Source organism: Amycolatopsis sp. NPDC026612 (genome assembly GCF_040638285.1).
Lineage (GTDB): Bacteria > Actinomycetota > Actinomycetes > Mycobacteriales > Pseudonocardiaceae > Amycolatopsis.
The window spans coordinates 336,647-355,664 of record NZ_JBEZYB010000001.1; the positions used below are offsets into that span (position 1 = coordinate 336,647).

Here is a 19,018-nt window from a genome sequence, read left to right on the forward strand (position 1 = left end):
CTCACTCCTTGACCAGACCGGCGTCGTGCAGGGCACGCGCCGCGACGTCGACGATGTCGAACGGCAGCCCGGCGCGCTCGGCGATGTCCAAGAGCGAGTGCTCGCCGTCGGAGAAGTTGAGCACCCACAGCATCGCCAGCTGGGCCTGCTTGGCGTCGCTGCGGCCGCCGAGCGAGTCGTACAGCCCGCGCTTGCCGAGCTGCGGCTCGCCGTACGGGCTGAGGTTGACGTACCGGCGGTTGCGGTCCAGGACGCCGAAAGCGTCCTTCAAAGCACCGAGCGTGTCCTCCATGGCCGACGGCGAGACGAATCCCGGGTTGTCGGCGGAGGTGTGGTACTCGGGGTAGCCCGCGTACGGCGTGCGTGTCAGCGAGCCGACGCCGAGGTTGAAGCCCGGCGAGCAGAACTGGCGCTCGTCGTAGCCGTACGGCGAGAAGTCGACGACTCGATGCTCCCGCGACCGCAGCACGTGCTGCATGACCCGGTCGATCTCGGCGTCGTCGCGGCGGGACTTCTTGTACGTCAACGAGCCCGGGTCGCCCGCGCAGGCCAGCACCAGCCCGTGACGCACCTTCTCGATGCGGGAAGCGTTGCGCGCCAGCCACGTGATCGAGCCGATCGTGCCCGGCATGAACAGGAACCGGTAGGTGTAGTGCGGCTGGGCAAGAGCCAGCTGCTGCGCCAGCGAGACGGCCACCGCGATGCCGGCGAGGTTGTCGTTGGCCAGCGAGGGGTGGCACACGTGGCAGGACACGATGACCTCGTCGGTGACGCGGCCGGGCACGACGTGCTCGGCGTACGTCAGCGAGCCGTCCGACAGGGTCGAGTCGATGACGACGTCGTACTCGCCGTCGGGCAGCGCGTCGAGCTTTTCCTGCGCGAGGCAGAATCCCCAGGCCGGGGCGTAGTAGCTGGTCCGGTAGGGCACCCACGACGGCTGGTCGGGCAGCGTGTGCAGGTGCTCCCGCAGCTCGCTCAGCGGCATCCGCTCGTTCACCGGCACGGAGTAGCCGACGACGTGCAGGTTCGACTCCCGGAAGTCGATTACCCGCTCACCGGAAGGCGCGGCGACGTAGGCGTCCCGGATGTTCCACTCCTGCGGGATCGTCCAGTCCAGCACGGCCGTGCCGGTCGGGACCTCGTGCCGCTCCAGTGCAATGTGCTCGCCGATGATGTCCATGGTCTGCCGCACGCCGTCGCCGGTGATGCTGCGGCAGATCGGGTACAGCCGCTCGACCAGGGCGTGCAGCTCCGCCCCGGTCCGCAGCTGCGGGCCCGCCACTACTTCCGCCGCAGGGTGTTGTCGACGCGGCCGGCCGCGCCCTCGCTCTTCAGCCAGGCCAGCCGGGTGAACAGCTGCTGGAACGACTCCCGGGTGAGCCCGAACCTGCGGTAGGCCTCGATGAGCTCCACCGCGCCGTCCTTGACCGACCACTCGCAGGTGAACCCGGGGATCGCCGCACGGAAGCGCGAGAAGTCGACCCGGTAGGACCGCGGGTCGGCGCCCGCCTCGCCGGTGATGTTCAGCGTCGAGCCCGGCACGGCCTCGACGACCTCCTGGGCGATCTCGGCGACGGTGACGTTGTTGTCCTCGGTGCCGATGTTGAAGGCCTTGTTGTGCACGGCCTCCTTGGGGGCGGTCAGCGCGGCGGCGAACGCGCGCGCGATGTCCTGGGCGTGCACCAGCGGCCGCCACGGCGTGCCGTCGGAGAGCACCAGCACCTCGCCGGACAGGTGCGCGTGCGCGGTCAGGTTGTTCAGCACGATGTCGCCGCGCAGCCGCGGCGAGTAGCCGAACGCGGTCGCGTTGCGCATGTACACCGGCGTGAAGTCGTCGTCGGCGAGCTCGTGGACGTCGGCTTCGACACGCACCTTCGACTCGGCGTACGGCGTCACCGGCTTCAGCGGCGCGTCCTCGTCGACCAGGTTGTCGCCGCCCGCGCCGTACACCGAGCAGGTCGACGCGTAGATGTACCGCTGGACGCCGGCGTCTTTCGCCAGCTTCGCGAGCTTCACCGACGCGTGGTGGTTGATGTCGTAGGTCAGCTCCGGCGCCAGCGAGCCGAGCGGATCGTTCGACAGCGCGGCCAGGTGGATCACGGCGTCGACGCCGGAGACGTGCGCGGCGGTGACGTCCCGGAGGTCGACGACGTGCCCGGCCGGGTCGGCGGGAGCGGGCCCGAGCAGGCAGTCCTCGAACAGCCCGGAGTCCAGGCCGACGACTTCGTGGCCGGCGGCGGCGAGCACCGGAGCCATCACCGTCCCCAAGTAGCCCTTGTGCCCCGTGAGCAACACCCGCATCGGATTCAGCCCTTCAGATCGAGAGTGAGTTTCTTGACGAAAAACGCTTCGGCGTACTTCGCGGCGGCTTCGATCCCGCGGATCCGGGCCAGCCCGAGGAAGGCCTCGCGGTCGTACCACGGCCGCTGCCGCTGCGACCCGTAGTGCGCCTGCAGCAGCCGGACCTTCTCTTCGGCGACGTCGTCGGAAAGCGGCTGGTACACCGATGGGCTGCCGAGGTCGCCGTCCCACTTGACGATCTCGTAGCCGAGCGCCAGGTGGTCGCGGAACGTCGTCGGCACCAGCTTCGCCAGCCCGCGGTGGTCCTGGTGGGCGTCGTCGGTGCGCGGCGCCAGGATGACGTCCGGGTCGGTCCGCCGCCGCAGGTCCTCCAGCGCGTTCTTGGCCTCTTCCCAGTGCGCCGGGAAGCGCCCGTCCGGCAGCTTCAGCACCGTGACGTCGACCTGCGCGCCCGGGCAGAACGCCGCTAGCGCCGCCCGCTCCTCGTCCTCGCGGGGCGTGCCGCCGCCGGAGAGGACCAGGGCGTCGACCTTCAGGCCCGGCCGGGACGCGCACAGCGTCAGCAGCGTGCCGCCGGCGCCGATGGCGATGTCGTCGCAGTGCGCGCCGAGGGCCACGACACCGCCGAGCCGGTCCGGCCGGAGCCCGATCACGCGATGCTCACGGCCGCGTGCTCCCACAGCGCCCACGGCCGCTCGCCGTGGCTGTAGGCGTAGTCGAGCGCCGCCCGTTCCTTGACCGTGTCGGTCGGCTTCCAGAACCCGCGGTACGGGTAGGCGAGCAGCCGGCCGCGCTTGGCCAGCTCCCCGCAGCCGTCGGCGACGAGGTCGCCGTTCTCCGGGATGTGGTCGAACACCTCCGGCCGCAGCACGAAGTAGCCGCCGTTCTCCCACAGCGGCATTTCGCTCACCGCGGTGATCGAGCCGACCATGCCCCCTTCGTCCATTTCGACGCAGTGGAACGACGACTGCGGCGGGACGACCATCATCGACGCGCCCGCGTCCGCCTTCTCGAAGCGTTCGATCATTTCGGGCAACGGCACGTCGGAGAGGACGTCGGCGTAGTTGGCGAGGAACATCTCCTCGCCGTCGAGGTGCTCGCGGACACGGCGGAGGCGCTCGCCGATCGGGGACTCGATCCCGGTCTGCACGAACGTGATCGTCCAGTCGGCGATGTCGGTCGAGAGCAGCTCGGCCTTGCCGTTGCGGAGGATGAAGTCGTTCGAAATCGTCTCTTCGTACGACAGGAAGAAGTTCTTGATGTGCGCTGCGCCATAGCCGAGGCACAGGATGAACTCGGTGTGGCCGAAATGCGCGTAATACCGCATCACGTGCCAGATGAGCGGTCTCGGACCGACCATCGCCATCGGCTTCGGGACGTCGTCGGCCGCGCCGTTGCGCATCCGCATCCCGTAGCCACCGCAGAAGAGGACGACCTTCACTTCACTGCACCTCGACGATTTCCAGGCGGGGAATGGGGAACACGAGTTTTCCGCCCCACGTACCCACGAATGACAGCTGTCCGGTCAGTTCCTCCCGGAGGTTCCACGGGAGGACGAGCACGTAGTCGGGCCGATCCGCTTCGATCCGTTCCGGGGGCAGCACCGGGATGCGCGTTCCCGGGGTGAACCGGCCGTGCTTGTAGGGATTGCGATCGACGGTGTAACTCAGCAGGTCCGTCCGGATCCCGCAGTGGTTGAGCAGGGTGTTGCCCTTGCCGGGGGCGCCGTAGCCGACGACGGTCTTGCCGTCGTTGCGCGCCTCGATGAGGAACTTCAGCAGGTCCAGCCGCACGCGGGTGACGCGCTCGGCGAACTCGGTGTACCCGGACAGCTCGTGCAGCCCGGCCGCCTTCTCCGCGGCCAGCACGTCGGTCATCCGGCTGCTCGGCGGGCCCGCGACCGCGTCGGGACGCGCCCACAGCCGGATCGACCCGCCGTGCGTCGGCAGCAGTTCGACGTCGACCACGGTCAGCCCGCCGGTCGCGAGGGCCCGGCGCGCGGACTCGACGGTGTAGTACTGGAAGTGCTCGTGGTAGATCGTGTCGTACTGGTTCTGCTCGATCAGCGTGAGCAGGTGCTGGACCTCGATGGAGACCCAGCCGTCGTCGGCCACCAGGGCGCGGAGGCCCTTCGTGAAGCCGAGGACGTCGGGGATGTGCGCGTAGACGTTGTTCGCGGCGACGAGGTCGGCCGGCCCGTGCTCTTCGCGCACCTTCAGGCCGGTTTCCTCGGAGAGGAAGGCCGTCAGGGTGGGCACGCCCGCGTCCCGCGCCGCCTGCCCGACGTTCACCGAAGGTTCCACGCCCAGACACCGGATCCCGTGCCCCACGACGTGCTTCAGCAGGTACCCGTCGTTGCTCGCCACCTCGACGACGAACGACTTCTCCCCGAGCCCGAGCCGCTCGACCGAGCCGTCGACGAACCGCTTCGCGTGCTCGACCCACGACGTCGAGAAGGACGAGAAGTACGCGTACTCGGTGAACGTGTCGTCGGGGTCGATCAGCGGCGGGATCTGGGCGAGCCAGCAGTCGGTGCACACCTTCAGGTGGAGCGGGAAGGTGGCTTCCGGCTCGTCGAGCTGCTCCGCCGTCAAAAATCGCTCACACGGGGGAGTGGCGCCGAGGTCGACGACACTGGCCGTGTTTGTCGAACCGCAGAGTCGACATGTGGTCATCTACCAGGCTCCTTGGCTCGCGGTCGCGATCTGCACCTGACACGTCGACCGGCGCCGGAAGGTCGTTACAGCGACGCGGGAGCCGCTGGTGGACCGATTCGGAACCGCAACCTGAATGGCCCAACTGTGGCGGGAATCACCAACCGTGCTCGTTCGAACCCGTAACGTCCACAGTGGACCTGCTTCTAGGCTGACCGGATGACTTCCCAGCCGACTCCCCGCATGAGCGGGTTCACGGGCGTGGTGCTGGCGGTCCGCTTCCTGACCGAGCTGGTCCTGCTGGCCGGCCTCGCGGTGGCGGGTGCCCGGCTCGGCGGCGGTGTGGTGCTCTCGATCGTCGACGCGGTCCTGCTCCCGGCCGCGGCCGCCGCGCTCTGGGGCCTGTTCGTCGCCCCGCGGGCGCGCCGCCGCCTCCCGGAACCGGCCCGCTTCCTGCTGGAATTCGTCCTCTTCGCGGTCACCGGCGTGGTCCTCGCGCTGGTGGGCTGGCTGGTCGCCGGGATCGTGGTGGCGGTCGCCGGGATCGGCGTCGCGGCCCTGACCCGGGTCTTCGCCAAGGACGGCTGAACGCACCGGAGCCCTCCCCGCCGGCCGGCGGAGAGGGCTCCGGTGCGTTCAGGCGAGCTTCTCGGCGGCCGGGATGACGTCGGTGGCGAACTTCTCCAGCACCGCCGGCCGGTGGACGTGCGGCACCACGCCGAGGGCGACCTGGATGCCGAGCCCGTTCAGCCGCTCCAGCTCGGCCACCAGCTCGCCGGTCTTCTCACCGTTCTCGCCGACGTCGAGGATGTGGTAGACGGTCTTGGTGATCGAGTCGTAGTCGCGGCCCTCGTTCTCGCAGTGCTGCCGCAGCACGTCGAGCTTGCGCTCCAGGTCCGGCCCGTTGAAGAGGTTGCACGCGTCGGCGTACTTCGCGACGAGCTTCAGCGTCTTCTTCTCGCCGCCGCCCCCGATCATGATCTGCGGACGCGGCTTCTGCAGCGCCTGCGGCACGTTCAGCAGCCGTCCGGCGTCGAAGTGCTTGCTCTTGAACGGGGCGTCGCCGTCGGCCCACATCTGCAGGACGTACTGGAGGTTCTCCTCCAGCAGTTCGAACCGTTCGGCCACGGACGGGAACGGGAATCCGAGCCCGCGGGACTCCTCCTCGTTCCAGCCCGCGCCGATGCCGAGGATTGCGCGGCCGCCGGACAGCACGTCGAGCGTCGTGATCGCCTTGGCCAGCAGGCCGGGGTGCCGGTAGAGGACGCCGGTGACGACGGTGAGCAGCTTGGCGCGCTCGGTGTGCGCGGCGATGAAGCCGAGGGTGGTGTACGCCTCGAGCATGTCGTTTTCGACCGGGCCGACGGCACCGATCTGGAAGAAGTGGTCCATCACGGCGATCGAGTCGAAGCCGGCCTGATCGCCCGCGCGGACGACGGCGGCCAGGTCGGCGCCCAGCGCGGACGCCCCGTTGGGCCAGGTGAAGTCGGGGATCTGCAGTCCGAGTTTCATGCTTTCCGACGGTATACCTGGAGTGGCCCCAGCTGCCCGGTCAGAAATCGCGGACCAGGAAGACCCGGCCGTGCAGGGGGTCGGTGACCCACACCGTGCGCGTGCGCTGGTCGACGGCGACGTCGCCGGGGTTGACGCCCAGCGACAGCTCGCCGCTCAGCGTGCCCGCCGTGCCGTCGACCCGGGCGAGGCCGTTCTGGCCGCCGTTGGTGTACACCGTGTTCGTGCCCTGGTGCACGACCAGCGCGGAGGATTCGCTGCGCAGCAACACGGTCTTGCGCTCGGTGCGGGTCGCGGCGTCCACAATGGACATGTGGTGGATGCCGGAGTTCGCGACGTAGACCGTGCCGCTCGCGTGGTGCACCGCGACGCCCGTCGGGTTGCGCCCGACGTGCACCGAAGCGACGAACTTGCCGGTGTCGATCGAGAACACCTCGACCGAGTCGGTGGCGGTGCTCGCGCAGTAGGCCAGCTTGCGGCCGGGGTCGACGCCGATCCCGGCGAGGCCCGGCTTCGGGCCGGGCACGAGCGCCGCCAGCGTGCAGCTCACGCCGTCGAGCACGGCGAGCGTCCCGGTGGTGCCGCTGGCCGCGTAGACGCGGTCGGCCTCCTCGTCGACCGCCAGCGCGGACGCGCCTGCTCCCGCGCCGACCACGCTGACCAGGTCGTGGGTGCGGCCGTCCAGCACGACCACGGTGCCCGCCGGCGGGTTCGCGACGTAGATCCGGCCGGCCTTGGCGCCGACCGCGACGTCGCCGGGTTCGCCGCCGACGTGCACCACGTCGGTGACCGACGCGCTCCGCGGATCGACGACCGACACCGTCCCGGCCTCGGGATCGGTGACGTACCCGAGCCCGGTGACCGGGTTCACCGCGACGCCGGCCGGTGCCCCGCCGACGTCGATCGACCGGACGTCCTCCGCGCGTGCCGTCCCGGGCAGGACGAATGCCCCGGCGCCCGCCGTGACCAGGGCGAACAGGGTCCTCCGGGGTAGCTGGCGACCTCGCATCGGCGCCTCCGCTCGTGATCAACGCGCCTGCCGAGCGTAACCCGCGCCATGCCCGGGTGAAGGAACTTCGCGTCGCCCGATCGCGTTGTTTCCACTGGGTAAACCCCACTGGGACGGCGGATGGAGGCGAGCGCGCGTGCACGGGCACCAGAACGGACTCAAGACGGCGTTGCTGCTCGGCCTGCTGTCGGCGATCATCGTCGCGATCAGCGGGCTCTTCGGCCGCGGTGCGCTGGTCATCGGCCTGGCGATCGCCCTGGGGATGAACGCGTTCGCCTACTTCAGCTCGGACAAGCTGGCGTTGCGCGCGATGCGGGCCCGGCCGGTATCGGAGGTCGAGCAGCCCACGATGTACCGGATCGTGCGCGAGCTCGCGCACGTCGCGCGCCAGCCGATGCCGCAGCTGTACATCAGCCCGACGGTCGCGCCCAACGCGTTCGCGACCGGCCGCAGCCCGCGGCACGCGGCGGTCTGCTGCACCACGGGCATCCTCGACCTGCTGGACGAGCGCGAGCTGCGGGCCGTGCTCGGCCACGAGCTGTCGCACGTCTACAACCGCGACATCCTGATCTCGTGCGTCGCCGGCGCGCTGGCCAGCGTGATCAGCGTGCTCGCGAACATCGGGCTGTTCTTCGGCGGCAACAACCGCGACGGCAACCCCCTGCTCAGCCTGCTGCTGATCTTCGTCGGGCCGATCGCGGCGGCCGTCATCCGGATGGGCGTCAGCCGGTCGCGGGAGTACCAGGCCGACGCGTCCGGCGCCGAGCTGACCGGCGACCCGCTGGGCCTGGCCTCGGCGCTGCGGAAGCTGGAAGCCGGCACGCGGGCGCGGCCGCTGGTCGCCGAGCCGCAGCTGGTGTCGCAGTCGCACCTGATGATCGCGAACCCGTTCCGCCCCGGCGAGGGCCTGAGCAAGCTGTTCTCGACCCACCCGCCGATCGCCGACCGCATCGCCCGGCTGGAAGAGATGGCGCGCCGCCCGTTCTGATCCCAGCCGTCGCCATCGACGGGGCCGGGTACCCACCCGGCCTGATCCCGGCTAGGCCGAAGCTCCCGCGGCTACGGCGACGGCCTTGACGTAGTCGCCGTAGCCGGACTTCGCCAGCTTCTCGCCCAGCGCGTAGCACTCGTCGGCGTCGATGAAGCCCATGCGCAGCGCGATCTCCTCGAGGCACGCGATGCGCACGCCGGTGCGGTGCTCCAGCACCTGCACGAACTGGCCGGCTTCGAGCAGCGAGTCGTGCGTGCCGGTGTCGAGCCAGGCGAACCCGCGGCTGAGCTCGACCAGCGTGGCGCGGTCCTGGCGCACGTAGGTGAGGTTCACATCGGTGATTTCGAGCTCACCGCGCGCCGACGGCGTCAGCGCGCGGGAGATGTCGACGACCTGGTTGTCGTAGAAGTACAGGCCGGTGATCGCCTGGTTGGAGCGCGGCTTCGCCGGCTTTTCCTCGATGGTGAGCAGCTTGCCCGCCGCGTCGACCTCCCCGACGCCGTAGCGCTCGGGGTCCTTGACCGGGTAGCCGAACAGCACGCAGCCGTCGAGCTCGCGCACGGCCTGCTGCAGGCGGCTCGAGAAGCCCTGGCCGTAGAAGATGTTGTCGCCGAGGACGAGCGCCACGTCGTCGTCGCCGATGAAGTCCGCGCCGATCAGGAAGGCCTCGGCCAGCCCGTTCGGGCTCGGCTGCTCGGCGTAGGAGAACGAGACGCCGAACTGGTCGCCGTTGCCCAGCAGCCTGCGGAACATCGGCAGGTCGGTGGGGGTGGAGATGACCAGGATCTCGCGGATCCCGGCCAGCATCAGCACCGAGATCGGGTAGTAGACCATCGGCTTGTCGTAGACCGGGAGAAGCTGCTTCGACACCGCCTGGGTGATCGGGTGCAGGCGTGTCCCGCTGCCTCCGGCCAGCACGATGCCCTTCATGAACGACCTCCCTTTCCCCGCGGCTGCGACCCGCCCACCCTACGGGGCCGCGGTCAGGAGGCGGATCCCTTACCGAAGTAGGCCTTGCAGCCGTGGTTGTCCTCGGTGGCGATCTCCAGCACGTTCCGGCCGTCGTCGACCGGCAGGAGCGTCGAGGAGTAGTTGGGGCAGAAGTTGTTGTGGATGCCGGTGATGTGCACGGGAGCGGGCAGTTCGTACCAGTCGCCGCTGCCGAAGTCGTCGTTCGCGAGCAGCACCTGGCCGTTCTGCGGCTGCGGCTCGCCCTTGGCATCGGTGTAGATCTGCCCGACCATGACGATCCGCACACCGTTCGGGCCGCCGGGGAACAACGCGATCGTCTGGGCGTGCTGGAAGTAGTTCCCGGTGGCGGTGCCGACGCGGGTGCCGGGGTCGGCCGGGTCGCCCCAGTTGGCGCCGTCGGCCGAGATCTTGAAGTACGGGTCGCAGTAGCGGTCGCGGAAGTTGCAGATCTCGTAGGCGAAGTAGTAGCGGCCGTCGGGGAGCCGCCGGATGATCGGCATGCCCGGCCGGACGCGATCCGGCGGGATCGCCATGGTGAGCTGCTTGGTGCCCCAGTTCACCCCGTCGGTCGAGGCGACCCGGTTGAGCACCTGCGCGTACTTTGGCGCCTGCGTCTCGTCGGCGAAGTGGAGCCAGAGCGTGCCGCCAGCGTCGACGGTGAATTCGGGCTCCCAGATGCCGTCGGTGTTGTGCGACCGCGCGGCCTCGGCCAGGAAGCTCCACTCGCGGCCGCCGTCCTTGCTGGCCCAGATCCGGATCCCGACGCGGCGCTGCGCCCCGGCGTCCTGCCGGTAGGACGCGGCCCACAGCAGCGTGCCGGCGCGGAGCTTGCCGACGCGCTGGGGCAGTTCGTAGACGGTGCCGCAGCACATGCCGTACCGGCCGTCGGGGTCGTGGATCGCGCCGATCGCGTGGAACGACTCGCCTTCGTCGGTGCTCTCCAGGACCGGGGTGAACTTCCCGCCGGCGTCTTCGCTGGTGAGCGTGGCGATGATGTGCCCGCGGCCGGTGGTGGAGTGTTCGAGGCGGATCAGGCGCGCGTAGGCGCCGTAGCCGGGAATGAGCTGCTTGCGCTCAGCCGCGCTCGCCGGCGTCAGCAGCGAGGCGACGGCCGTGAGCGACACCACGAAGACGAGCAAGCGACGCATCTGGACCCCCTCCACCCGGTGACCGCGCGATTACAACACGCCTGGTCAGCGGTCACCCGCCCCATTCGCGCGTTCGGGTGACGGTCCGCTCGCGTAACGCTCCGGCGATAGGGGCCGAAAGATCAGCTGGGGGGCCGTGGTGGCCCTGAGGGGGAACGATGAAAATCCGGCTGGGCTGCCTGCTGCTCTTGGTACTGGCTTCCGCGTGCGCGCCGTCGACCGGTTACGGCACGATCGTCGCGGATACCCCTTTTGTCCCCACGCCGACGTCGACCGCGCCCCCGGCACCGCGTGATGTGCCGACGGAAACGCACACGGGCAAGGGCAGCGGCGAGTTCGTGACCACGTGGCCCGCGGACCAGTTGGGCTTCTTCACGTTCGACTGCCCCAAGTGCCGGGACAACGTGATCATCGACACCGACGGCGGCGAGCACGGCCTGGTCAACGCGATCGGCGCGTACCACGGCACGACGTGGATGAACACGGAGCCGGACCGCCCGACGAAGAGGGTGACCGTCCACGCGGACGCCGCCTGGACGGCAACGATCGCGGACCACCGCAGCATCCCGACGGCGGAGAGCGGCAAGCCGACCACGGGCAAGGGCGAGACGGTCCTGAAGCTCCCCGCGGGCGTGACGCGCATCCAGTTCACGGCGAAGACCCCCGGCAACGTCGCGCTGTGGGTGATGTCCCCGGAGGACCGCGACCTGATCCTCAACCAGATCGGCGACCTCCAGGTGGAGCGGGACGTGCACGGCCCGGCGTACCTGAAGGTGGAAGGCTACGAGACGACCTGGACGCTGACGCCGTCCTGAGCGGGCACCCGGGGCTCGGGTGCCCGCGGCGGCGTCACCGGTAGTTGGTGAACTGCGTCCAGCCTGGGGTGATGCCGGGGTGTGGGGCTCTGAGCTGCGGGTTTGTGCCCGTTGGTGGTCGTCGTTGGTCGTCGCTGGTTGGTGCCATCTGTACCGGATTTGTACCCAGCGTGCCGTGCGCCAGAAGGTCTCGCGACGCGTACAGTCCACGTGTGGTCCGTTCACACTTCAACTTCGACTGGTCGGCAGCGATTCAGGGCTGGCTCCAAAAGAACGTCGAGCAGTCCTACCGCTCGGACATGCATCGGTGGCCCACGCTCTTATCGTTCGATGCGACGATATATCGCTGCGGCCCAAATGCTCGACTATTCGTGGTGCGAGATAAGCCGAGTGCAAGTGCAATCCCTAGTATTTCCGGTGGAAATGAGACGATTGCCTGGCCAAACTCTCTTCCTAATGTGATAAATCCGTTTGAAGAGACCGTTCTGCCTGACTTGCTGGAGCGTGTCTACGCCCACTTTGAGCTTCGGCAGCAGGACTTTGCGATCATTATTCCTGACAGTGAGCACTCGACTATCGAGGAGGATTTTCGGTCGTGGACGATCGAGCAAGAGAAGGCGGCTCGGTGGCAACTGGAATTCGCAATGAAGCGTCAGCTTCTCTACGTGCGCGGGTTTGATCAGGTGGGCGGAGGGTTCTTCCTGCCTCCTGGATACGAGTTTCTTGCAAAGGATTGTGAGCGATTTTTCCAGGATCACCCTCGGTATGAGAAGAATGTTTTTGTTATGACCAGGTTTGTTCCGGGTGACAAGCTGCTGGTGGCGCTCGATGTCGAGTTGAGGCGTGTTCTGCGGGAAAATGATCTCGATCCGGTTCGGGCCGACGATAAAATGTACCTGAGTGACCGAAACCTATGGAACAACGTCTGTGTATATATGCTGTGCTGCAGCAAGGGCATAGCCATTCTAGAGGACCGCTTGGTAGATGAGTTCAATCCGAATGTAGCGCTAGAGTACGGATTTATGCGGGCGTTGAATAAGCCGACTATGCTACTTGCCGACGTCGGGTTTAGGAATTTGCGAGCCGATGTTATCGGAACGCTCCGCGAAACTTTTGACATCACGGATATTAAGGAAACGATCGAGTCTCCAGTGAGTCGTTGGCTGCGCGAGTTGAACTAATTTGGATACGTAAACCCAGTTGCGTTTACTTCTGCTCAGAATCGAGTGGGTGGCCTCACGGCATCTCGTCGACCTGGCGCAGCCCGATCACGCCGGGTCAAGGGGGCGCCTCTCCGCGTCCGTGACTGAGCTGCGAAACCGCCCCCTTGACGCGGCGTGATAGCCCTCCGGGAGGTCGACGAGATGCCGTCTGGCCAACCACGGACGCACGTGCGAGCCCCGCCGGCCATCTCGGAGACCTGCCCGTCCGGCGAGGACATCTCTTCTCGGATCCGCGGCTTACTCCAACCCATCGGCCTACTCGCCCCCGGCCGACTCGCGGGGGACCGGCCGCCAGGCCGCACGCCCCCGCGAGGGCTTGGCCGGGGGCAAAGAGCTGGGGCCGAGCGGCCCCGGAGGGGCCGCCTTGATCCTGTAGAGAAAGTTCTCACCAAGCCTCCACCTCACGGGCAGTGGCTCAACCGAGGAGAGCCCGAAGCGCTGCGGCATCGTTGGCGAGTTGCGCAGGGTCGATCTGGGATTCGTCGCCACTCTGAGGCAGCAGCGGGAACGGCCTCCCCGGAGCAGGGTCCTCGACGAAACGCGGCACTAGGTGCGTGTGGAGATGCGGGACGGTGTTCCCCAGCGTCTCGTAGTTCATCTTCAGCGGCCGGTAGAACGTGGCTAGCGCCTTCGCCACCGTCAACGTCGCCTTCCAGTACCCCTGCGCCTCCGACTCGCTCAGCTCGAACGGCTCGACGACGTGACGCCCCCGCCAGATCACGAGCGTGTACCCGCGCTGGATGTCGGCTCGCTGGAGCACGGCGTCCACATCGGCCGTCTCGAAGATCCGGATGCCGTAGGTGTCCTCGTCCAAGCGCTTTGACTCGCACATCTCACAGGCTTGGCCGCTGATCCGATCAGCCCAGTTGCCCGGCCACTCGCTCGTCATGGCTGAATGTCGCCTTCATTCCACTCGTAGATGAACTCGTGCTTGTCGCCCGCGTAGACGTCGTGAGCGGCCTGCAGCGGCCTACCGTCCTTGTCGTAGTCGACGTCCCACATGTGCATCACCGGCACCCCCGCGTGGAGGTTGAGCAACTCCGTCTCCTCCGGGGTCGGCATGAGGGCGCTGAACACCTCGACCCCTCGGAAGAACGTGTGCCCGAGCGACTCGATCAGCTCGTCGGGCCCCTCCGGCAGTGCGTCGGGAGACTCGAGGCGAGTGTCCGCCGCGAGCCACAGCGGGTAGTAGCTCGCGGAGACCACGACCGGCTCGTCGTCGAGGAACTGCAAGCGACGGCGTACGACTGCCTCGTCGCCGGGTGAGGCGCGTAGCCAATGAGCTGCGTTCGCGGGCAGGGGAGCCCGTCCGACGAAGAGGATTCGCCGCGAAGGCACTCGCCCCTGCTCGATGGCTCCAACGTCGAAGACGGGCTTACCGGTGTCCCGGTGCGCCGCGTGACGTCGTGCGGCCGAGACGCGACGGAGGGGTGGACGGCGTCGAACGAAGGTGCCGCGTCCGAACTCGGTCGTCACCAGGCCCTCGGCGACCAGGAAGGCAATCGCCTTGCCGGCCGTTGCCTTCGTCGTGCCGTACTGAGCGATGAGCTGACGCTCGGACGGAAGTACGGCCCCCGGGGCGAGTTCGCCCTGCATGATCGCCGCGCGCAGGTCGGCCGCGATCCGTCTGCTGAGCGGTAGCCGTTCCGACACGGGGTCTCCTTCGCTGCGTCAGCGTCCAGCGTACGGCCTCCCTAGTGAGACCTCCACACCTTGCTTGACAACCTCCCTAGGGAGGTGCAACCTGAGGATGCCTCCCTAGGGAGGTTGACCGGGTTCGGCGCGACGACGACGGAGGCGAACATGGGCGCTCTTGCACTGCTGGATGACGAGCGGTACGTGACGGTGATCCCGGAGCGGTTCCGGTTCTCCGACGAGAACCCGCTGACGCTGGAGCCGTACGGCCGCAACAAGTTCGGTGACCTGCCGCCGTACATCGAGGACGTGATCACGGACGTCGTCGGGCTGACCGAAGCGAAGTGGGAAGCGCTCGTGGACGCGGGGGAGACCTACACCGTCGTCGGGCCGTTCCAGTACTACTCCCTGGCCCCGCTGTTCCGCACGTTCCCCGACCGCGTGCACCGCGCTGGCCCCGCTGGCTGGTGCCCGGACTGCTGGGGCACCCTCGCGGCCTGCGATCGGGACGGCTCCGTGACCGGGACCGTCGGCGCGGCCTACGTCTGCTTCTGCGCTGGGGTTTGAGCCATGACCACCACGCAGCTCGGTGACGTGCTCACCTTCGACTGCTCCCGCTGCGGGCAGCCGCACATCCAGGCACCCGTGATCGCGTGGACGCCGTGCTGGTCCTGCTCCGGCATGGGCACCCTGATCCCGGGTTCCGGCGTCGCCTGCCGCACCTGTCGGGGCGAGGGCCGGTTCGGCTCCTTCTCGGACATGGTCGTGGCCCGGCAGGAACGCCACTGCGAGCAGGTCCGTCGCCTGCCTGGCGAGCGGTTCCGCCTGTCCGATGTGGACTCAGAGACGGGTCGCCGGTTCTGCGACCTGCGGTTCGCCGACCTCCCCGAGCTGGTCCAGGACCTGGTCCTGAACATGGGCGTCTCGCCGGAGCGCTGGAACACCCTCGTGGAACGCGGGGAAGTCCTCGAAGTGCCGTGCCTGGACGGCGTGCACACCGTCGCTCGTCCGGTCGTGTGGGGTGACCGCCATGCGTCGCGCGTCGGTTGGCCGGGCGCCGCTCGGGTGGGGGTGGCTGCCTGATGGTGGCTGCCCCGGCTGGCTTCGGCGAGATGGTGGCCGCGTTCTCGGAGTCCGGCACGCTGGACCCGGCCCTGGCGCATGTGCTCGCCCGCGCGAACTTCGACACCTGGGCCGGGAAGGTCAAGGCCGCTCGGGGCTGTGCGAAGCCGGTCCGGATGGCCGGGGGATCCACTGTGGTCGACTCCTCCGGCAAGGTCGTCGCCGAGCTGTCCGGCAGCGTGTTCGTCCCCTGCAAGAACCGGCGCGCGTCGGTGTGCGAGTCCTGCTCCGCGCACTACGCGCACGACACGTTCCATCTCATCCGTGCGGGCATGGCCGGGGGCAAGGGCGTCCCCGAGACCGTTACCGGCCACCTGCGGGTGCTGGCGACGCTGACCGCGCCGTCGTTCGGGAAAGTCCACTCGCGACCGTTCCGCAATGGACACGTGCGCCGCTGCTCCTGCGGTGAGTTGCACTCCCAGTACGACGACGTCCTCGGCACGCCCCTGGACCCCGAGACCTACGACTACGTCGGGTCGGTGCTCTGGCAGGCCCACGCCGGGGAGCTGTGGCGCCGCTTCACCATCGCCGTCGGCCGCAAGCTCGCGCGCGCCCTCTGCCTGCGCCCGGCTGAGCTGCGTGAGGTCATGCGCCTGTCCTACGCCAAGGTTGCGGAGTACCAGCGGCGCGGCCTCATCCACTTCCACGCTGTCGTGCGCGTCGATGGCCCCGAGGGACCGGACGGCCCGCCCCCGCCGGCCGAAGTGACCGACGACCTCCTGACTGCCGTGATCGAGGACGCGGCGGCCTCCGTCGTCGTGCGCACGCCCGAGTCTCGGGCGGTCGGCGTGGTCGAGCTGACGTGGGGTGAGCAGGTCGACGTGGAGCCGATCGCGGCTTCGGAGGGCACCTCGGAGGGCTCGGACGGCGGCTGGCACGACCGGCGCGTCGCGGGCTACGTCGCCAAGTACGCCACTAAGGGAACCCGCCTGACCGAGGGCTCCGACTACCGCATCCGCTCGGCGGAGCACATCGAACAGCTTCCGATCACCGAGCACCACAAGCAGCTCATGCGCACCGCCTGGCGGCTCGGCGGCCTGCCCGAGTACCGGGAGCTGAACCTCCGGAAGTGGGCGCACATGCTCGGGTTCCGGGGCCACTTCCTGACCAAGTCCCGCCGCTACTCCACGACGTTCGGGCAGATTCGCCGGACCCGGGCGGAGTACCGCCTCGATGAGCAGCGCGAAGCCCTGGGGATCGCCGACACCGAGGTCCTGACCGTCGTCAACGACTGGTCCATGACCGGTATCGGCTACCACAACGACGCCGAACGACGGCTCGCCGCCGTGTTCGCCGAACTGCACCTCGCCCGGCGCAAGCTCGACGGCCAGGACGACGACGGCGGGGGACCGCATGGCCGTTGACGACCTCTGGTACCTGCGCAAACGCGACGCGGAGACCGGCGAACGGCTGCGCTCGAAGCGCCACGGACGCGGTAAGCGCTGGCGTGTCCGCTGGGTCGATCCGGACACCGGGCAGGACCGTACCGAGCTGTTCGAGCGGCGGGCCGACGCGGATCGGCACGACGCGAACATGCACGCCGACATCTCGCGCGGTCAGTACGTCGATCCTCGAGCCGGACGCCTGACGTTCCGGGACTACGCGGAGCAGTGGCGGCAGACGCTGCTGCACCGCCCGAGCACGGCCGAACGCACTGAGCGCGTCATCCGGCGGCACCTGGTGCCCGTGCTTGGCGAGCTGCCCATCGCCCAGATCCGTAGCTCCCACATTCGGGGCTGGGTAAAGGATCGCGCCGCGAAACTCGCTCCGAGCACGCTCACGGTCGTCTACTTCGGGACCCTCGTCCCGCTGTTCAACGCGGCCGTCGCCGACAAGCGCATCGGGACGTCCCCGTGCGTCGGAATCCGGCTGCCGGAGATCGAGGACGCCCAGTACTACATCGCGCGGCCCGAAGAGGTCCACGCGCTCCATGACGCGCTGCCGGAGCGGTACCGGCCGATCGTCTACCTGGCGGCCGGGTGCGGCTGGCGTGGTGGCGAGATCTTCGGCCTGGAGCGCGAGGCGATCGACTTCGACGCGATGGAGGTGGAGGTCCGGCATCAGCTCACCGTGGTGTCCGGCCGCACGCCGTACCTGGCTCCGCCGAAGACCAAGACCAGCCGCCGGGCCAACGAGCTGCCGACGCTGGTCGCGAACTCCCTGCGCGGCCACCTGGAGACCTTCCGGACGCTGCCGGAGGAGATCGACGACGAGACCGACCCCCGCCGGCCGATTCGGCGGCCCGCCAACCTCGTGTTCACGAGGGGCGACGGCCGCCCGATCCACCGGGCCGACTGGTCGTACATCTGGCGCCCGGCCGTGAAGGCCGCTGGCCTGCCGGAGGGCTTCGGCTTGCGTGACCTGCGGCACTACTTCGCCACGGTGCTGATCTTCGGTGGAGCGAACGTCAAGACCGTTCAGCTCGCCATGGGCCACACCACGCCCACGGTGACGCTGAACACCTACGTCGGCTACTGGCCGGACGCGGTGGACCAGACTCGGACGCTCGTCGACTCCGCGCTCGGTTGTACCGACGTTGTACCCACGGGCACCTGAAACCAGATACCCGCAGGTCAACGAGGGTAAATCACCGGTAGTTGGTGAACTGCAGCGCGATCTCGAAGTCCTTGCCCTTGAGCAGGGCGATGATCTCCTGCAGCTGGTCCTTCTTCTTGCCCGAGACCCGCAGCTGGTCGCCCTGGATCTGGGCCTGGACGCCCTTGGGGCCTTCGTCGCGGATGAACTTGGCGATCTGCTTCGCCTTGTCCGATGCGATGCCCTGGAGAATCTTTCCCGAGACCTTGTAGATCTTGCCCGAAAGGGCCGGCTCGCCGGCTTCGAAGGCCTTCAGGGAGATGTTGCGCTTGATCAGCTTCTCCTTGAACACCTCGACCGCGGCCAGCGCGCGCTCCTCGGTCTCGGACTCGATCGTGAGCGCCTCCTCGCCGGACCAGTTGATCGTCGTGCCGGTGCCGCGGAAGTCGAACCGCGTGCCCAGCTCCTTGCTCGCCTGGTTGAGCGCGTTGTCCACCTCCTGGCGGTCGACCTTGCTCACGACGTCGAAAGAGGGATCCGCCACGTGTCCTCACACCTCGTACTCGCTTGTCAGGGGCCACCCAGCCTAGCCCCTGCCGGTGGACGGGTATCCCGGTTGACCCCCGCTGGGAGTGCTTGGGTAAGCTTCTCCACGGCCGGGACAACCGGCTTGGGCGGGTTACCCGAGTGGCCAAAGGGGACTGGCTGTAAACCAGTTGGCTTACGCCTACGGGGGTTCGAATCCCTCACCCGCCACCCTCAGGTAGAGGCCCCGTGACCGTCTCGGTCACGGGGCCTCTACTTCTGTGCGGCCAGTCCCGCGTAAGCCGTTCGGCGTCCTCGGCGGTGATCCACAGCAGGTAGCCGCGTTCATGCTGGCCTCGCACGTCCCAGTAGGTCCAGGTGTTCTTCCAGCCCTCGGGCGTGTGGCCTTCCGACATCGGGAAGCCACGGGAATTCGTCCACGTCCGGATGATCTCCTTCGCCTGGTCCGCGGAGGACTCGTCTTCGTCGAGCCAGGCCCAGTAGCGGACTCGGGATCCATCAGAACCTCGATTCGCCGAATCGGCACCAGCATAGGGGAACGGCCGGTTTCCCTTG

20 protein-coding genes and 1 tRNA gene are annotated in these 19,018 nt (G+C 68.4%); 9 read left to right on the forward strand and 12 right to left on the reverse strand.

From position 1 onward, the window contains the following. Position 1: 1 nt before the first annotated feature. From AB0F15_RS01805 to AB0F15_RS01825, 5 genes are read right to left on the reverse strand one after another with little or no spacing between them, the layout of a single operon-like run. A complete protein-coding gene (locus tag AB0F15_RS01805) occupies positions 2-1,282 on the reverse strand; it encodes a DUF4910 domain-containing protein (protein ID WP_360263609.1) in 1,281 nt (426 codons plus the stop codon). Beyond that, positions 1,282-2,301, reverse strand: coding sequence for an SDR family oxidoreductase (locus tag AB0F15_RS01810; protein ID WP_360263611.1), 1,020 nt, complete (start codon positions 2,299-2,301; stop codon positions 1,282-1,284). The genes AB0F15_RS01805 and AB0F15_RS01810 overlap by 1 nt, the downstream gene beginning before the upstream one ends. A gap of 5 nt (positions 2,302-2,306) precedes the next feature. Further along, the gene (locus tag AB0F15_RS01815) at positions 2,307-2,954 is read right to left on the reverse strand and encodes a PIG-L deacetylase family protein (RefSeq protein ID WP_360263614.1); all 648 of its coding nucleotides are present in this window, start codon (positions 2,952-2,954) and stop codon (positions 2,307-2,309) included. Then, positions 2,951-3,742 carry a glucose-1-phosphate cytidylyltransferase gene (locus AB0F15_RS01820; protein WP_360263617.1) on the reverse strand — a complete coding sequence of 264 codons (792 nt, stop codon included), beginning with the start codon at positions 3,740-3,742 and terminating at the stop codon, positions 2,951-2,953. Before AB0F15_RS01820 ends, AB0F15_RS01815 begins: the two co-directional genes overlap by 4 nt. Position 3,743: 1 nt before the next feature. After that, entirely contained in the window at positions 3,744-4,976 is a 1,233-nt protein-coding gene (locus tag AB0F15_RS01825) for a class I SAM-dependent methyltransferase (protein WP_360263619.1), read from the reverse strand. 198 nt (positions 4,977-5,174) lie between these two features. Between AB0F15_RS01825 and AB0F15_RS01830 the strand changes: the two genes are divergently transcribed. Then, positions 5,175-5,543, forward strand: coding sequence for a YrdB family protein (locus tag AB0F15_RS01830; RefSeq protein WP_360263622.1), 369 nt, complete (start codon positions 5,175-5,177; stop codon positions 5,541-5,543). Between the two features lie 48 nt (positions 5,544-5,591). Here the strand turns inward: AB0F15_RS01830 and AB0F15_RS01835 are convergent, their stop codons facing one another. Together AB0F15_RS01835 and AB0F15_RS01840 are read right to left on the reverse strand one after the other, a co-directional pair. Continuing rightward, entirely contained in the window at positions 5,592-6,467 is an 876-nt protein-coding gene (locus tag AB0F15_RS01835; protein ID WP_360263625.1) for an LLM class F420-dependent oxidoreductase, read from the reverse strand. A gap of 40 nt (positions 6,468-6,507) precedes the next feature. After that, positions 6,508-7,476 (reverse strand): YncE family protein, encoded by a 969-nt coding sequence (locus AB0F15_RS01840; protein ID WP_360263627.1) that lies wholly within the window; start codon positions 7,474-7,476, stop codon positions 6,508-6,510. 136 nt (positions 7,477-7,612) lie between these two features. Here AB0F15_RS01840 and htpX point away from each other — a divergent pair, with 136 nt between their 5' ends. Beyond that, on the forward strand, positions 7,613-8,464 hold the full coding sequence (gene htpX / locus AB0F15_RS01845) for a zinc metalloprotease HtpX (protein ID WP_360263630.1): 852 nt from the start codon (positions 7,613-7,615) through the stop codon (positions 8,462-8,464). A 51-nt stretch (positions 8,465-8,515) separates the two neighbouring features. Here htpX and rfbA read toward each other — a convergent pair whose 3' ends face one another. Beyond that, a complete protein-coding gene (gene rfbA / locus AB0F15_RS01850) occupies positions 8,516-9,397 on the reverse strand; it encodes a glucose-1-phosphate thymidylyltransferase RfbA (RefSeq protein ID WP_360263632.1) in 882 nt (293 codons plus the stop codon). 53 nt (positions 9,398-9,450) lie between these two features. Further along, complete coding sequence (locus tag AB0F15_RS01855) at positions 9,451-10,587, reverse strand: sialidase family protein (protein ID WP_360263635.1); 1,137 nt, start codon at positions 10,585-10,587, stop codon at positions 9,451-9,453. Positions 10,588-10,745: 158 nt separating this feature from the next. Between AB0F15_RS01855 and AB0F15_RS01860 the strand changes: the two genes are divergently transcribed. Together AB0F15_RS01860 and AB0F15_RS01865 are read left to right on the forward strand one after the other, a co-directional pair. Then, entirely contained in the window at positions 10,746-11,402 is a 657-nt protein-coding gene (locus tag AB0F15_RS01860; protein ID WP_360263638.1) for a hypothetical protein, read from the forward strand. A gap of 212 nt (positions 11,403-11,614) precedes the next feature. Then, positions 11,615-12,583: a hypothetical protein gene (locus tag AB0F15_RS01865; RefSeq protein WP_360263641.1), complete on the forward strand. Its 969-nt coding sequence runs from the start codon at positions 11,615-11,617 to the stop codon at positions 12,581-12,583. Positions 12,584-13,040: 457 nt separating this feature from the next. Here AB0F15_RS01865 and AB0F15_RS01870 read toward each other — a convergent pair whose 3' ends face one another. Both AB0F15_RS01870 and AB0F15_RS01875 read right to left on the reverse strand, forming a co-directional pair. After that, positions 13,041-13,514, reverse strand: a complete 474-nt coding sequence (locus AB0F15_RS01870) for an HIT family protein (RefSeq protein WP_360263644.1) — start codon at positions 13,512-13,514, stop codon at positions 13,041-13,043. Further along, positions 13,511-14,278 carry a GntR family transcriptional regulator gene (locus AB0F15_RS01875; protein WP_360263647.1) on the reverse strand — a complete coding sequence of 256 codons (768 nt, stop codon included), beginning with the start codon at positions 14,276-14,278 and terminating at the stop codon, positions 13,511-13,513. Before AB0F15_RS01875 ends, AB0F15_RS01870 begins: the two co-directional genes overlap by 4 nt. 150 nt (positions 14,279-14,428) lie before the next feature. Between AB0F15_RS01875 and AB0F15_RS01880 the strand changes: the two genes are divergently transcribed. Genes AB0F15_RS01880 through AB0F15_RS01895 form a run of 4 tightly spaced genes read left to right on the forward strand, consistent with a single transcriptional unit; the run spans position 14,429 to position 17,938 of the window. After that, the gene (locus tag AB0F15_RS01880) at positions 14,429-14,827 is read left to right on the forward strand and encodes a hypothetical protein (protein WP_360263650.1); all 399 of its coding nucleotides are present in this window, start codon (positions 14,429-14,431) and stop codon (positions 14,825-14,827) included. Positions 14,828-14,830: 3 nt separating this feature from the next. Further along, entirely contained in the window at positions 14,831-15,343 is a 513-nt protein-coding gene (locus AB0F15_RS01885) for a hypothetical protein (protein WP_360263653.1), read from the forward strand. A 2-nt stretch (positions 15,344-15,345) separates the two neighbouring features. Then, entirely contained in the window at positions 15,346-16,746 is a 1,401-nt protein-coding gene (locus tag AB0F15_RS01890) for a replication initiator (RefSeq protein ID WP_360263655.1), read from the forward strand. Further along, on the forward strand, positions 16,736-17,938 hold the full coding sequence (locus AB0F15_RS01895) for a site-specific integrase (RefSeq protein WP_360263659.1): 1,203 nt from the start codon (positions 16,736-16,738) through the stop codon (positions 17,936-17,938). The genes AB0F15_RS01890 and AB0F15_RS01895 overlap by 11 nt, the downstream gene beginning before the upstream one ends. A gap of 31 nt (positions 17,939-17,969) precedes the next feature. Here AB0F15_RS01895 and AB0F15_RS01900 read toward each other — a convergent pair whose 3' ends face one another. Then, positions 17,970-18,461 carry a YajQ family cyclic di-GMP-binding protein gene (locus tag AB0F15_RS01900; protein ID WP_360263661.1) on the reverse strand — a complete coding sequence of 164 codons (492 nt, stop codon included), beginning with the start codon at positions 18,459-18,461 and terminating at the stop codon, positions 17,970-17,972. Positions 18,462-18,590: 129 nt separating this feature from the next. Here AB0F15_RS01900 and AB0F15_RS01905 point away from each other — a divergent pair. Next, positions 18,591-18,673: transfer RNA gene (locus AB0F15_RS01905), tRNA-Tyr, on the forward strand. Positions 18,674-19,018 lie beyond the last annotated feature (345 nt).

Excerpts from the sequence above, each read along its gene's own strand:
- AB0F15_RS01810 (WP_360263611.1), bottom strand. The coding sequence starts at position 2,301 with ATGCGGGTGTTGCTCACGGGGCACAAGGGCTACTTGGGGACGGTGATG.
- AB0F15_RS01825 (WP_360263619.1), bottom strand. The coding sequence starts at position 4,976 with ATGACCACATGTCGACTCTGCGGTTCGACAAACACGGCCAGTGTCGTC.
- AB0F15_RS01830 (WP_360263622.1), top strand. The coding sequence starts at position 5,175 with ATGACTTCCCAGCCGACTCCCCGCATGAGCGGGTTCACGGGCGTGGTG.
- AB0F15_RS01835 (WP_360263625.1), bottom strand. The coding sequence starts at position 6,467 with ATGAAACTCGGACTGCAGATCCCCGACTTCACCTGGCCCAACGGGGCG.
- AB0F15_RS01840 (WP_360263627.1), bottom strand. The coding sequence starts at position 7,476 with ATGCGAGGTCGCCAGCTACCCCGGAGGACCCTGTTCGCCCTGGTCACG.
- rfbA (WP_360263632.1), bottom strand. The coding sequence starts at position 9,397 with ATGAAGGGCATCGTGCTGGCCGGAGGCAGCGGGACACGCCTGCACCCG.
- AB0F15_RS01855 (WP_360263635.1), bottom strand. The coding sequence starts at position 10,587 with ATGCGTCGCTTGCTCGTCTTCGTGGTGTCGCTCACGGCCGTCGCCTCG.
- AB0F15_RS01860 (WP_360263638.1), top strand. The coding sequence starts at position 10,746 with ATGAAAATCCGGCTGGGCTGCCTGCTGCTCTTGGTACTGGCTTCCGCG.
- AB0F15_RS01870 (WP_360263644.1), bottom strand. The coding sequence starts at position 13,514 with ATGACGAGCGAGTGGCCGGGCAACTGGGCTGATCGGATCAGCGGCCAA.
- AB0F15_RS01880 (WP_360263650.1), top strand. The coding sequence starts at position 14,429 with ATGGGCGCTCTTGCACTGCTGGATGACGAGCGGTACGTGACGGTGATC.
- AB0F15_RS01885 (WP_360263653.1), top strand. The coding sequence starts at position 14,831 with ATGACCACCACGCAGCTCGGTGACGTGCTCACCTTCGACTGCTCCCGC.
- AB0F15_RS01895 (WP_360263659.1), top strand. The coding sequence starts at position 16,736 with ATGGCCGTTGACGACCTCTGGTACCTGCGCAAACGCGACGCGGAGACC.